Here is a 12,092-nt window from a genome sequence, read left to right as displayed (position 1 = left end):
GGAGAGAGCCGAGCAGTCATGGCTGCTCCTCCATGACTTGCCTCACCCTGTTCCGGCTATTCTCAAAATATTCGTTATAGTCCTTTCTTAGAAAAACTAAGTATTTTGGATCATCTGGACCAGAAAATCCTTTAATACTCTCGCGCTCATGTTCTTCTGCAAATTCCCAAGCAACTCTGGCCCTACCCTTAGGATCGGTTTCCAATTCATACAGCAAAGAGAGAGCGCCATATATACCGGTTAGCTCATGATTAAGGATAATCTTCCAGCGTTCCCGCCGATATTTGAGAGATGGCACCGGCCATCCCTTTACCGTGCCCGGCCAATTCAAATGGTCCGGCTGGAAGTCGCTCGACACCACACTAATTCCTCCATCGGCTGCGCGCAGCACCCACAGTTCCCCCGGCTTGCCATCGGGATATCGCGGCACCTCGACAAGATGCGTTCCTTTGATCTCAGGCAGCTCGCCGTCTGGACGCTTCTCCAGCCAATGCGTCGTGTTCACCTGGAGCTTGATTCCAGGACGCCAGGTCTTGGGCAGCGTCGCGCAGCACGTCGTCCCTCCAGCCGCGAATGGATCGATCAGCTCGCCGCCAGCGCCGCGCTGGTCCGCAAGAGTGGGATCCTTTACCGAATAGCTGAACGGCTCTTCACTGTAGTTGACACCATGAAGACTGACGTCGACCGTAGTAGGCCGGCCGCAGGCAGAAAGACCTGTTTCGATCAAGAGAAACATCAGAACAGGCGCTGCGCGGTTCAACATCGATTTGGGCATATCCATCCTCATACTGATGTTGTTCGCCATGCATGCAACATGTCTGCCGCGTCTGCGTTTTCACATAAGCGATCCTGTTGCCAGAACCATTCGCACCAGCCGGTCAGCTCGTGGTCGTCCATCCCTGCTGTTTGCGCGGCGAGCAAAGCGCAACGGAGCGGCGCATGGGTTCGCGATGGACGTTCATAAACTTCATGCCCGCGGTCGCCCAGCAGCACCGCCAACTCATCGGCGTGGCTATCGCCTGCCAGGGTGGCAAACTGGCGCTCGTCCAGTTCAGGGTTATCAGCAATCCCTGCGTCAGAACCTTCGACGGGCAGCGCATGCCAGCGGCCATCCCGAGCGACATAAGTCCAGCGCGACGCAGGCCCAAGGAACTGGGCGCGTTGGGCAGGATTCAGCGTGTCGACGATGGCCGGCAAACGCCGCGTATCCGGAAACCGGAAATTGAAACGCTGACTATCCACCTCCACAACGCACCAGGCCGACAGGCGACCAGCCAGTTGCGCAAGCGATTCCCGTGTCTCGATCACGCTGACCATCGGCCAGCGGTCGCAGCGCCGCAACAGCTTCTTCATACCCCTGTCGCCAGGTTCGAGCAAGGTCAGGAAAGGGGATGCATCGGCCGCTTCCGCCGTGCAGCCCGGAAGCGCAGCAAACAAAACAGCCTTGCGCTCACTCGCAAGCATCCTGTGTAATCCGGGGACAAAGGCGCCGTCGATAAGAATGTACTGTCGAGCAGGCAGGGCCACTTTCTCCGCACGCAGGTACAGGTCATCGAGCCAGTCTGGGGAGAAAGTATCGATGAGCATGTCACTCCACCATCGTGAAGGCGGGACCTGCCGCCAGTGATTTCTTGAGGCAGGCGATACAGACGCTGCGCGGCAGTGCCGGCATATCGAAACCCAATTTGGTCGGATCGGTAAAACTCTTCTTCCCGGCCTGCGCCTTCAGTGTGCCGGGACACTGGAGCGTGATATTTCCACCGTCGATAACGATGTTCGCGCCACCCGCCGTCGACAGGCTGATCCTTTTCGCCGCCGCCAGGTCCACCCGCATGCTGGCGCTTGACACCTCGAGCTGATCCCGAGCCTGCACCATGGCGCCATCTGCCTGCGCCTGGATATCGATACAGTCCTTGGCGGCGATCATCTGCAAGCCGACGTTGTCGTCGCCGGATTTGAGGGCTCCGCCCAATACGCCGATGGCCTGCCCGGTCTGTAAGCGCGTCTGTCCGCCAGCGGCAAATTGCGTATCCAGACCGCTCATTGCGACGACCGTTTCACCGTTCGCCAGCTGGATGCTTTGCCCAGCGCTCGCACTGAAGCCGTCCTTGGCTGCGGATGTCATGATCGGGTCGCGCGAATACGGCAGCTTGCCTTCGCCGGTCCCCGCGACCGATGCAAGCATGGCCTTGAGTGGAGCGCTCTCCTTGTCCAGTACACTCGCATCGGCTTGCAGGGCGCCATCGTGGGATGCATAGCCCACCGTCTGATGCGCCTTCGCCGCTGCATGGAGGCTGGCAGCGAGCGCGATACCCTGTCCCAACAGGCCGACGGGAGCCGCGTTCTCACCCACCGGCTCCCGACCGACCGATTCATGCCTGACCCCATAGCTGGTCACCAGCAGCCCTGCCGCCCTCACCGCTCCATAAGTATTGGTATGCAATGCGGCACCGAGACCGCGAAAGCTGCCCCGGTAGTTGTCGGCCGCGTGGATCAGGTGCCCCAGGCTCAACTCGGTCGCAGCATGCGTGCACTTGAAGTGAATGCGGCCTTGCGTATCCGTGTCATCGAATAGCAGCTGGCTGTAGCCCGAGCCGCCGAACTCCTTGCTGCGCATACCCCACTGCGCTGCGGCGTTGCGATGGCCGTCACTACCGTGCGATGCGCCATGCCAAACTGGACTGTTGCCGTCGGCGAGGTTAGCCTGGGCCGAGGCCATGTGGTCGTTTGCACGCGCGAAGCATGCCGGGTCGCGCTCGGCACCTGCCGCGCCGCCCGGGGTTGGCACGGTTCCGCCCTCGCCCTGTCCGTTGTACAGGGACCCGATGACGATAGGTTGGTCTATGTCGTTTTCCAGAAACTGCACCATGACTTCGTGCCCAATGCGTGGCAAGAACTGGCTGCCCATGCCACCGCCTGCGGCACGCTGGGCGACCCGGACCCAGCAACTCGCATCGCAGTTTTCCTGCCAATGAAAGCGGATGCGTATCCTCCCAAGACGGTCACAATACTGCTCCTCTGCGCCATGAGGCTGGTCGCGCCCATCGGGGCCGATCACGATCGCGCTTTGGGAACCGTTGGCAGTCGGCTTCGGATGAGCACTGTCGGCGTCCCAAGGCAATTGGGGGCGCCATGGCAACGCTGCCGGAATCGCCTCGAAGCAATTGGCGTAACCAGACTCGATAGCCCGGTCGATGACGAGCTCCAGGTTGCCGGGTGCATCGCTGTACGCAACATCCTGCAGCAACTCGGGAATCGATCCAAACAGCTCCGCAAGCGCATGCTGTGCAGGCGGCGGCAAGTTGTTCACGCCCACACTCATGACGCGCAACAGCGTGAACGCGGGCGCCTCGCCGAGCTCCTGCAGCGGCGTCCCGGTAATTGTCATGCGCGTCCCCGCACACAGGGTGCGAACCGTCGAACGTCCGCGCCATAGCTGACTACGGGCCTCCTGCCCCTCCATCTGCACGTCAGCATGGTCCTGCGCCAGCCCACGGCCGCGAATTGCGCAGGAGCCAAGCACGTCGAACGCTTCCAATGCCGGCAGCTTTCGGCTGGTGGGAAAACGCGACGGCGAACCGGCGGCCACGATCTGTCCAGCCTCGTAGTCATAGCTCAACACCGTTGCAAGCGACGAATGAATTCGGCGCTGCGCAACCAGAGCCTGCACCGTGTCCTGACGTTCGAGGGCGCTCACGCCGTGATAACGGATGCCCCCCTCCATTGCGCTGCCAGGGTCTTCGGGCACTGCGCGACGATGACTGCTGTCGGCAAACAGCACCATGCCGGCCCCGTCTTCGGTCCGCTCGAAGCGCCAGTTCAATCCTTCTTCGGCCAGTATCCTGCGCACGAATGCCAGGTCGGATTCACGGTACTGACAACGGTAAGGTCGCGGCGGACAAACTGCCATGAATGACGATGTCTCATCGCTCCAGCGCCATCGCGCGGCCGGCAAATATGCCCCAAACACCGAATCGACAATCTCGATAACGGTCTTGTCCTGCCACACGCGGCTATTGCGTACCTGGCCGAGGCGCCACAGCCAGGGTGAGAGGCGTATCCGATAGCGGGCAAAGCCCCCGTCACTGCCAAGCATCGCCACTTCGCTGACCTCGCCCTGAAAGCAAGCACGGGTTCCATCGGCCAGGCTGATCTCCATGCGTGCTGGACGCCCCAATAGCTTTTCGAACTCCACATGAATGCTGGTTGAGAGGACGATGACGTCACGGACGCTCAGTTCGTTCAGTGCCTCGTCGGCGATAAACGCTTCAACCAGCAGGCTCCCTATGCCTGGATTGGTGCTGCCGTCGCCGACAGTCAGTTCGTACAGCCTGTTCTCGCTGGAAAACAGTGCGGACGCGGTAGCGAGCTGCTCCGCCAACGCAGGGGTCATAGGCAAGCCTCGTTCTTTCGGTGATGGTGGATGTGGCAGACAGAGCTCACCGCTGCAGCAGGATGGTTCTTCATGGACGACATCGGCCAACATACCTTCAGACACGCCGTCGGCGCTTGCGGCTCGTCAGGAAATTTCCTGCAGGCGCAAGTTCACTTGCAAGGTATAATTTTTTGCACTAACATATGAACAACTCTTCACATGTTAAATATCATGACCACCACCGAATACGCTCCCGGCGCGGTCGAGGAACTGGCAGACCTTTTCCACCTGCTCGGCGACGCCACCCGCCTGCGCATCGTGCTGGCCTGCCTGGCGCAGCCGACCGCGGTGGGCGACATCGCCGCCTCACTCGAGTTGTCCAGTTCGCTGGTCAGCCACCACCTGCGCCTGCTGCGCGCGGCCCGCATCGTCAAGGCCGAGCGCCAGGGCAAGCAGGTCTTCTACTCGGCTGCGGACGCCCACATCAGCAGCCTGCTCGCCAACATGTTCGAACATATCGCCGAACCAGCCACCGGGATGGACGCATGAGCCACGACCACAAGCACGACCACCACGACCACGACCACGGCCACGGTTTCGGCCACCACCATCACCACATGCCCGATCCGGCCGGGAACGGGCGCGCCTTCGCGCTGGCGATCGGCCTCAACGCGGCCTTCGTGGCGATCGAATTCGTCTACGGCTTCATCGCCCACTCCACCGCGCTGATGGCCGACGCCGGACACAACCTGTCGGACGTGCTGGGGCTGATGCTGGCCTGGGGCGCGGCGGTGCTGGCCAAGAGTGCGCCGAAGGGCCGCTACACCTACGGCCTGCGCGGCTCCTCGATCCTGGCGGCGCTGGGCAACGGCCTGCTGTTGATGGTGGCTTGCGGCGCCATCGCCTGGGAAGCGGTGCACCGCTTCACCGAGCCGGCGCCGGTGCAGGGGCTGACGGTGTCGATCGTCGCGGCGATCGGCGTGGTGGTCAACGGCTTCTCGGCCTGGCTGTTCCTGGCCGGCAGCAAGGGCGACCTGAACCTGCGCGGCGCCTACCTGCACATGGCGGCCGATGCCGCGCTGTCGCTGGGCGTGGTGATTTCCGGCCTGGTCATCATGAGCACCGGCTGGACCTGGATCGACCCGGCGGTGAGCCTGGCGATCGTGGTGGTGATCGTGCTGGGCACCTGGTCGCTGCTGCGCGAATCGGTGCAGCTGTCGATGGCGGCGGTGCCGCCCGGCGTGGATGCTGGCGCGGTGCGCAGTTTCCTGGCGGGCCAGCCGGGCGTGAAGGAAGTGCACGACCTGCACATCTGGGCCATGAGCACCACCGAAAACGCGCTGACCGCGCACGTGGTGATGCCGGGCGGGTATCCGGGCGACCGGGTGCTGGACGGGATGGTGGCCAAGCTGCGCAGCGATTTCGGGATCCATCACTGCACGCTGCAGGTGGAGGAAGGGACGACGCATCATGATTGTGCGCTGGAGGGGCATGGGCGGCATGAACATGCGCACTGAAATTCGAGCTAACAAGACGCAACGAAATTAGGTTCCGGCCTTCGCCGGAACGACGTGCCTAGGCGGCGGGCCAACAGCTTGCGCTACCTCTTCTCACCTACCCTCAAGACCGTTGTCCCGACCAATTTTTCGCAGCACAGCGATACAGCATCCCCTGTCACACTCCCGACACACCCCTGTGATCTCATTCCTTGTACCTGCGCCCCCGCGCACACCGACAAGGAAGCCGATGCTCACCCACCATCCCCTGCTCGCCCCGATCAACAAGCGCTACGGCACCTGGCGTGGCCTGGTGCGTAGCCTGCTGGCGCGGGTGGAGCTGGCTGCGGGACGGCTGGACGACTTCCGCCTGCGCCAGCCCGAACAAGTCAGGCGCGTGGTGTTTGTCTGTCAGGGGAATATCTGCCGCAGTTCCTTTGCGCACCGGGTCGCGCTCGGCTACGGCCTGCCCTGCGCCTCGATCGGCCTGGCCACCACCACCGGCGGCAAGTCACCGGCCGTGGCGATCGCCGCGGCGGCGCGCGCCAATGTGGACATGCGCAGCCACCGCGCCACCAGCTTCACGGATTTCGAGGTGCTGCCGGGCGACCTGTTCCTGGTCATGGAAGTGCGCCAGGCGCACGCGATGCGCCGGCGCCTGGCGGGACGGGGCGACGTGCACATCGCCCTGCTGGGCCTCTGGTGCCGGGTAGGCATGCCGCACCTGCACGACCCGTTCACGCTGGGCGAAGCGTATTTCGACACGGTGTTCAAGCGCATCGACTGCGCCGTGCGCACGCTCAGCGGTGAGCTGGCCCACCTGACGCCGTGGCGCCCTAGCCCGCCAGGTTGGCGTACAGCGCTGTACTCAGGTAACGCTCGCCGAACGACGGGATGATGGTGACGATCAGCTTGCCGGTGTTCTCGGGCCGCTGCGCGACCTGGATCGCGGCCCACAGGGCGGCGCCGGACGAGATCCCGACCAGCAGGCCTTCTTCGCGCGCGGCGGCGCGGGCAGTCTCGAAGGCGTTGTCGTTGCTGACGGTGATGACTTCGTCGTAGGCGCGGGTATCGAGCACCGCCGGCACGAAGCCGGCGCCGATGCCCTGGATCGGGTGCGGGCCCTTGGTGCCCTTCGACAGCATGGGCGAGGCTTCCGGTTCCACGGCGATGGCCTGGAAGCCGGGTTTACGCGCCTTGAGGACCTCGCTCACGCCGGTGATGGTGCCGCCGGTGCCCACGCCCGCCACCAGGATGTCGACCTGGCCGTCGGTATCGCGCCAGATTTCCTCGGCCGTGGTGGCGCGGTGGACTTCAGGGTTGGCGGGGTTGTTGAATTGCTGCGGCATGAAGTAGTGCGGGTTGGACGCCACCAGTTCCTCGGCGCGCCGGATCGCACCCAGCATGCCTTCGCCGCCGGGCGTGAGCACCAGTTCGGCGCCATAGGCGCGCAGCAGCATGCGCCGCTCGTTGCTCATGGTTTCGGGCATCACCAGCTTGCAGCGGTAGCCGCGCGCGGCGCACACCATCGCCAGGGCGATGCCGGTGTTGCCGCTGGTGGGTTCGACGATGACGGTGTCGGGCTTGATGAGCCCGGCCCGCTCGGCAGCCTCGATCATGGCCAGGCCGATGCGGTCCTTGACGCTGTGGGCGGGGTTGTGGAATTCCAGCTTGCCGAGGATCTCGGCGCCCGCCCCGCGGGACAGCCTGCGGATCCGTACGAGTGGTGTGTTGCCGATGAGTTCAGTAACGTCGTTCGCGATGCGCATGCCGGTCTCCCGCCAGGTTGGGTTGGACTTACTTCACGTTGAGCAGTTCCACGTCGAAGATCAGGTCTGCGTCCGGCGGGATATCGCTGCCGGCGCCGCGCTTGCCGTAGGCCAGTGCGCTCGGGATCACCAGGGTGCGCTTGCCGCCCACCTTCATGCCGGCCACGCCCTGTTCCCAGCCCTTGATGACGCGGCCCGCGCCCAGCTGGAACTCGAGCGGCGTGCGGCCGGCGTCGAGCGAGGAATCGAATTTCCGGCCGCGCTGCTTGGGCGCCAGCGGCTTGTGGAACCAGCCGGTGTAGTGGACGGTGACATTGCTGCCGAGGCTGGCTTCCCTGCCCTTGCCCACCACGCGGTCGACGATCTCGACCTGCGGCGTTGGCGCGGCCGGCACGACTGGCTCGGCCTGCGGCGGTGCGGTTTGCGGCGCGGTAGCCTGGGGAACGGCTTGCTGCTCGGGCGCCGGCTGGGTGCTCGGCTTGGACGCGGTGTCCTGGGCGCTGGCGGCGGCGGCCGCCAGCATCAGGGCAGCCAATATGGTACGACGGATCATGGAGGGCTCTTTCAAGGATCGGATAACTGATCCTATGATAGCAAGGCCTCTTCCGCTTGCACAGTTTGTCGTTGGGCATCCGCTTCCCGCGCCGCCTCGGCATCGGCCGCGTCGGCCAGCTTGCGCAGCAGGTGGCCGGCGGCGACCATGCCGAACGTTGCCGTTACGACCATGCTCGAGCCAAAGCCCGCGCAATTCAGGCCGGTGACGCTGCCCGCATCGACCGCGCAGGCCTCGCCGCTGTCCGGGTAGCGCAGCGGCTCCATCGAGAACACGGCGTCGATGTGGTACTTGTTCTTTTCGCCCTTGGCGAAGCCGTACTGCGCGCGCAAGACCTTGCGCACCTTCTTCAGCAGCGGCTCCTGCTCGGTGCGCGCGAGGTCGCGCACTTCGATCTTCGTGGGGTCGGTCTGGCCGCCGGCGCCGCCGATGACGATCAGCGGCAGCTTGCTGGCGCTGCAATACGCGATCAGGGCGGCCTTCGACTTGACGCCGTCGATGGCGTCCACCACGTAGTCAAAACCCTTACCGGCGATCATGGACTCGAGGTTTTCCGGATCGATGAAGTCTTCGACCAGGGTCACCCTGCAAAACGGGTTGATTTGCGCAATGCGCTCCTTGAGCGCGTCGATCTTGGCCATGCCGATGGTCGAGGTCAAGGCCTGCAGCTGGCGGTTGATGTTCGATTCGGCCACGTTATCGAGATCGATCAGGGTCAGGTGGCCGACCGCGCTGCGCGCCAGCGCTTCCACGATCCAGGAACCGACGCCGCCCACGCCGATCACGCAAACGTGCGCCGCACGGAAGCGTTCGAGGGCACGCTCGCCGTAGAGGCGTGCGATCCCGCCGAAGCGGCGTGCAAAGTCGACTTCGTCATCCAGGCTTGCTGCGAAAGAGGGGGTATCGGTCAGGTTCATCCCAGCATTTTAACGGACGACGCTTGAGCGTCTGCACTAAAATAGCTTCTAGTCAACCAAATTCTTCTCGTGTGTCAACAAAATACCCCATGACCTCACTCCTCCACGACACCGCTCCCGATTTCGACCAGCCAATCGCCGTCCTCAAGCATTGCCACGGGCGCATCCGCAAGCAGCTCGCCACCCTCGACAAGCTGCTCGCCCACCTGCCCGAGTTCGGCGCCGACGAGCAGGCGCGCCAGGCCGCGCAGGCAGTGCTGACCTATTTCGAGAAAGCCGCCCACCTGCACCACGACGACGAGGAGCAGGACCTGATCCCGATGCTGCGCGCCGTGGCCCAGGGCGAGGACGCCGCTACCCTGCAGGCGCTGGCCCCGGTGATCCTGCAGGACCACCAGGACATGGACGCGCTGTGGCAGGACTTGCACGAACAACTCGCGGCCATCGCCACGGGCGGCGCCGCGACCTTGTCGGCCAGCGCCGTGCAGCGTTTCAGCCAGCGCTATCTTGCCCACATGGAGCGCGAGGAAAGCACAATGGCGCCGATGGCGATGCGCCTGTTCAGCCAGGAACAAATGGCGCAACTGGGCAAGGCGATGCAGGCGCGCCGCGGCATCGGCGCTGCGCCTGCGGCCCCCACGGTGGGCCAGGCGGTGGCCGACCTGCGCAAGGACTACGGCCAGGCGAGCCTGAACGAAACCGAGGTACTGGACGACCCGATGCTGCAGTTCACGCAGTGGTTCGAGCAGGCGCTCAAGGCCGAAGTGAACGAGCCCAATGCGATGTCGGTGGCCACCGTGGCGGCCAACGGCCGTCCCAGCTCGCGCATCGTGCTGGTCAAGCAATTCGACGAGCGCGGCTTCACCTGGTACACCAATTACGATAGCCGCAAAGGCCACGACTTGGAGGATAATCAATACGCGGCCCTGCTGTTTTTTTGGAGCGAACTTGAGCGCCAGGTTCGCATCGAAGGACGTGTAGAGCGCACTTCGAGCGAGGAAAGCGACCGGTATTTCCGCAGCCGGCCACTCAAAAGCCGCCTGTCGGCCATTGCCTCGCAACAGAGTGCCCCCATCGGCAGCCGCGCCGAGCTCGAACAGAACTACGACACCGTCGCGCGGCAGGCTGGTGACGATCCTGCGCGTCCGGGCAACTGGGGCGGTTTCCGCCTCGTGCCCGAGCGCCTGGAATTCTGGCAGGGACGCCGCTCGCGCTTCCACGACCGCATCGTCTACGAGCGGAAGGAAGACGGCAGCTGGACGCGCCAGCGTTTGCAACCCTAGGCCGGTTTTTCGCGCCCGCGTGCGCGTCGCCCCGGCCATCACCGCCGGAGGGTGCCATGTTCGAGCAAATGATGCTGTCGGCCTGGAGTGCGGGCCTGCGTGACAAATTGTCCCTGCCCTTGCGGGTGGAACTGTGGGACGGCCGCCAGCTCGCGTTTTCTTCCGATCCGCCGCGCGTGACCATCCGCGTCCCCGACCGCGCCGCCCTGCGTTACCTGCGCTCGCCCTCGCTGTACAGCCTGGGACGGGCCTATGTCGAAGGCGCCATCGAGGTCAAGGGACGGGCCGCCGACATCATCAGCGTCGGCAACTCGCTGGCCGCGAACCTGGGCAAGGGGCGCAGCCGCCTGGGCGACGCGCTGCGGCGCGCGGTGCCGCACACGCGCGAAAAAGACGCCGAAGCCATCCGCTACCACTACGACGTCTCCAACGCTTTCTACGCGGCCTGGCTCGACCCGGGCATGGTGTATTCCTGCGCGTACTTTGAAAACGGCGACGAAGACCTGGCCACGGCGCAGGAAAAAAAGATCGACCACATCCTGCGCAAGATCGGCCTGCGGCCCGGCCAAAGCCTGCTCGATATCGGCTGCGGCTGGGGCGCGCTGGTGCTGCGCGCCGCGCAGCAGTTCGGCGCGCGCTGCGTCGGCGTCACCCTGTCCGAGAACCAGGCGGCGCTGGCGCGCGAACGGGTCGAACGCGCGGGGCTGGGAAAACAGGTCGAGATCCGGCTGCAGGACTACCGCGACGTGGATGGCCAGTTCGACCGCATCACCAGCGTGGGCATGTTCGAGCATGTCGGCGTGCAGCACCTGACCGACTATTTTTACCAGGTGGTCAAATTACTGGCGCCCGATGGCGTGGTGATGAACCACGGGATCACCACCGCCAACGTCGACAACGCCGCCACGCCCTACGGCGGCGGTGAATTCATCGACCAGTACGTATTCCCGCAGGGAGAACTGGCGCATCTGTCCACCGTGGTGCGGGCAATGCAGAAGGGCGGGCTGGAAGTGCGCGACGTGGAAAACCTGCGCCGGCACTACGCGCACACCTGCGCGATCTGGACCGACAATTTCGAAGCCAATGCCGAGCACATCCGCACGCTGACGGACGAGAAGCATTTCCGGATCTGGCATTTGTACCTGGCGGGATGCGCGTATGCGTTCGCGCACGACAGGATCAGCCTGTACCAGATCGTGTGCGGGAAGGCGGGAAGTGAAGTGAGCCAGTTGCCATGGTCGCGGCGGTATATGTACCGGTAGGGTGGCCGGCTCCGCCGGCCGCGCGTCCAGCTGCCGCCAGCACATGCGCGGCATCGCCATCGCCATCGCCGGCGCTCACCGCGCGGACGGCCAAGCCGTCCACCCTGATATGTATTGACCCGTCAAGCGTTTCTTTCTTTTTCCTGCTTTTCGCTCGTTTGGGACGTGACCCGTCAGGCGGCAGCCCAAAGGCACCGCAAATTGGCGGGGTATGGGCTGCAAGGCCCATGCTAAACCGCAGTATCCGTGGACTCCAAGTTAGTGTCCGGCGCGGCTTCCCGGTCATGCTCAATCGGTCCGATGAGCCGCGCCTGTAGACGTCTTACATGTTTGAGTGCCGGTGCATTATCCAATGCGCTTACAGCAGAACGGGCGGCGAAACGACGGTTGATCAGCCTGATATACGCGGGTTTTCGCAAGACAAATATTCGTCGTGG

12 protein-coding genes are annotated in these 12,092 nt (G+C 64.0%); 5 read left to right on the top strand and 7 right to left on the bottom strand.

Translation table 11 applies throughout. The annotated features are described in order from the left end of the window. Positions 1-16 precede the first annotated feature (16 nt). The 3 genes from BM031_RS21500 to BM031_RS21490 are packed head-to-tail and all read right to left on the bottom strand — an operon-like array spanning position 17 to position 4,393. Positions 17-805 carry a DUF3304 domain-containing protein gene (locus tag BM031_RS21500; RefSeq protein WP_091876602.1) on the bottom strand — a complete coding sequence of 263 codons (789 nt, stop codon included), beginning with the start codon at positions 803-805 and terminating at the stop codon, positions 17-19. Then, positions 784-1,587: a DUF4123 domain-containing protein gene (locus tag BM031_RS21495; protein WP_091876601.1), complete on the bottom strand. Its 804-nt coding sequence runs from the start codon at positions 1,585-1,587 to the stop codon at positions 784-786. Before BM031_RS21495 ends, BM031_RS21500 begins: the two co-directional genes overlap by 22 nt. Position 1,588: 1 nt before the next feature. Further along, the gene (locus BM031_RS21490) at positions 1,589-4,393 is read right to left on the bottom strand and encodes a type VI secretion system Vgr family protein (RefSeq protein WP_091876600.1); all 2,805 of its coding nucleotides are present in this window, start codon (positions 4,391-4,393) and stop codon (positions 1,589-1,591) included. A gap of 213 nt (positions 4,394-4,606) precedes the next feature. Here BM031_RS21490 and BM031_RS21485 point away from each other — a divergent pair, with 213 nt between their 5' ends. The 3 genes from BM031_RS21485 to BM031_RS21475 all read left to right on the top strand — a co-directional run bounded on the left by BM031_RS21485 (position 4,607) and on the right by BM031_RS21475 (position 6,769). Then, on the top strand, positions 4,607-4,924 hold the full coding sequence (locus tag BM031_RS21485) for an ArsR/SmtB family transcription factor (RefSeq protein WP_091876599.1): 318 nt from the start codon (positions 4,607-4,609) through the stop codon (positions 4,922-4,924). Then, positions 4,921-5,892: a cation diffusion facilitator family transporter gene (locus BM031_RS21480; protein ID WP_091876598.1), complete on the top strand. Its 972-nt coding sequence runs from the start codon at positions 4,921-4,923 to the stop codon at positions 5,890-5,892. The genes BM031_RS21485 and BM031_RS21480 overlap by 4 nt, the downstream gene beginning before the upstream one ends. Before the next feature lie 229 nt (positions 5,893-6,121). Further along, the gene (locus BM031_RS21475) at positions 6,122-6,769 is read left to right on the top strand and encodes an arsenate reductase/protein-tyrosine-phosphatase family protein (RefSeq protein WP_091876597.1); all 648 of its coding nucleotides are present in this window, start codon (positions 6,122-6,124) and stop codon (positions 6,767-6,769) included. Here the strand turns inward: BM031_RS21475 and cysK are convergent. The 3 genes from cysK to tcdA are packed head-to-tail and all read right to left on the bottom strand — an operon-like array spanning position 6,708 to position 9,110. Beyond that, complete coding sequence (cysK, locus tag BM031_RS21470; RefSeq protein ID WP_091876596.1) at positions 6,708-7,640, bottom strand: cysteine synthase A; 933 nt, start codon at positions 7,638-7,640, stop codon at positions 6,708-6,710. The genes BM031_RS21475 and cysK overlap by 62 nt on opposite strands. Positions 7,641-7,668: 28 nt before the next feature. Further along, a complete protein-coding gene (locus tag BM031_RS21465) occupies positions 7,669-8,193 on the bottom strand; it encodes an FKBP-type peptidyl-prolyl cis-trans isomerase (protein WP_229409124.1) in 525 nt (174 codons plus the stop codon). A gap of 32 nt (positions 8,194-8,225) precedes the next feature. Next, positions 8,226-9,110: a tRNA cyclic N6-threonylcarbamoyladenosine(37) synthase TcdA gene (gene tcdA / locus BM031_RS21460; protein WP_091876594.1), complete on the bottom strand. Its 885-nt coding sequence runs from the start codon at positions 9,108-9,110 to the stop codon at positions 8,226-8,228. A gap of 89 nt (positions 9,111-9,199) precedes the next feature. On the opposite strand from tcdA, the gene pdxH reads away from it, so the two are divergent. Further along, complete coding sequence (gene pdxH, locus BM031_RS21455; RefSeq protein WP_091876593.1) at positions 9,200-10,393, top strand: pyridoxamine 5'-phosphate oxidase; 1,194 nt, start codon at positions 9,200-9,202, stop codon at positions 10,391-10,393. A gap of 56 nt (positions 10,394-10,449) precedes the next feature. Next, a complete protein-coding gene (locus tag BM031_RS21450) occupies positions 10,450-11,655 on the top strand; it encodes a class I SAM-dependent methyltransferase (RefSeq protein ID WP_091876592.1) in 1,206 nt (401 codons plus the stop codon). Between the two features lie 230 nt (positions 11,656-11,885). On the opposite strand, the gene BM031_RS25805 is transcribed toward BM031_RS21450, so the two are convergent. Then, on the bottom strand, positions 11,886-12,092 hold a 207-nt coding region (locus BM031_RS25805), incomplete at its 5' end, for a hypothetical protein (RefSeq protein ID WP_218147632.1).

Source organism: Massilia yuzhufengensis (assembly GCF_900112225.1).
GTDB lineage: Bacteria > Pseudomonadota > Gammaproteobacteria > Burkholderiales > Burkholderiaceae_D > Telluria > Telluria yuzhufengensis.
The sequence above is the reverse complement of the archived record's forward strand: the minus strand, read 5'-3'. Positions and strand labels throughout refer to the sequence as shown.

Excerpts from the sequence above, each read along its gene's own strand:
- BM031_RS21500 (WP_091876602.1), bottom strand. The coding sequence starts at position 805 with ATGGCGAACAACATCAGTATGAGGATGGATATGCCCAAATCGATGTTG.
- BM031_RS21495 (WP_091876601.1), bottom strand. The coding sequence starts at position 1,587 with ATGCTCATCGATACTTTCTCCCCAGACTGGCTCGATGACCTGTACCTG.
- BM031_RS21490 (WP_091876600.1), bottom strand. The coding sequence starts at position 4,393 with ATGACCCCTGCGTTGGCGGAGCAGCTCGCTACCGCGTCCGCACTGTTT.
- BM031_RS21485 (WP_091876599.1), top strand. The coding sequence starts at position 4,607 with ATGACCACCACCGAATACGCTCCCGGCGCGGTCGAGGAACTGGCAGAC.
- BM031_RS21480 (WP_091876598.1), top strand. The coding sequence starts at position 4,921 with ATGAGCCACGACCACAAGCACGACCACCACGACCACGACCACGGCCAC.
- BM031_RS21475 (WP_091876597.1), top strand. The coding sequence starts at position 6,122 with ATGCTCACCCACCATCCCCTGCTCGCCCCGATCAACAAGCGCTACGGC.
- cysK (WP_091876596.1), bottom strand. The coding sequence starts at position 7,640 with ATGCGCATCGCGAACGACGTTACTGAACTCATCGGCAACACACCACTC.
- BM031_RS21465 (WP_229409124.1), bottom strand. The coding sequence starts at position 8,193 with ATGATCCGTCGTACCATATTGGCTGCCCTGATGCTGGCGGCCGCCGCC.
- tcdA (WP_091876594.1), bottom strand. The coding sequence starts at position 9,110 with ATGAACCTGACCGATACCCCCTCTTTCGCAGCAAGCCTGGATGACGAA.
- pdxH (WP_091876593.1), top strand. The coding sequence starts at position 9,200 with ATGACCTCACTCCTCCACGACACCGCTCCCGATTTCGACCAGCCAATC.
- BM031_RS21450 (WP_091876592.1), top strand. The coding sequence starts at position 10,450 with ATGTTCGAGCAAATGATGCTGTCGGCCTGGAGTGCGGGCCTGCGTGAC.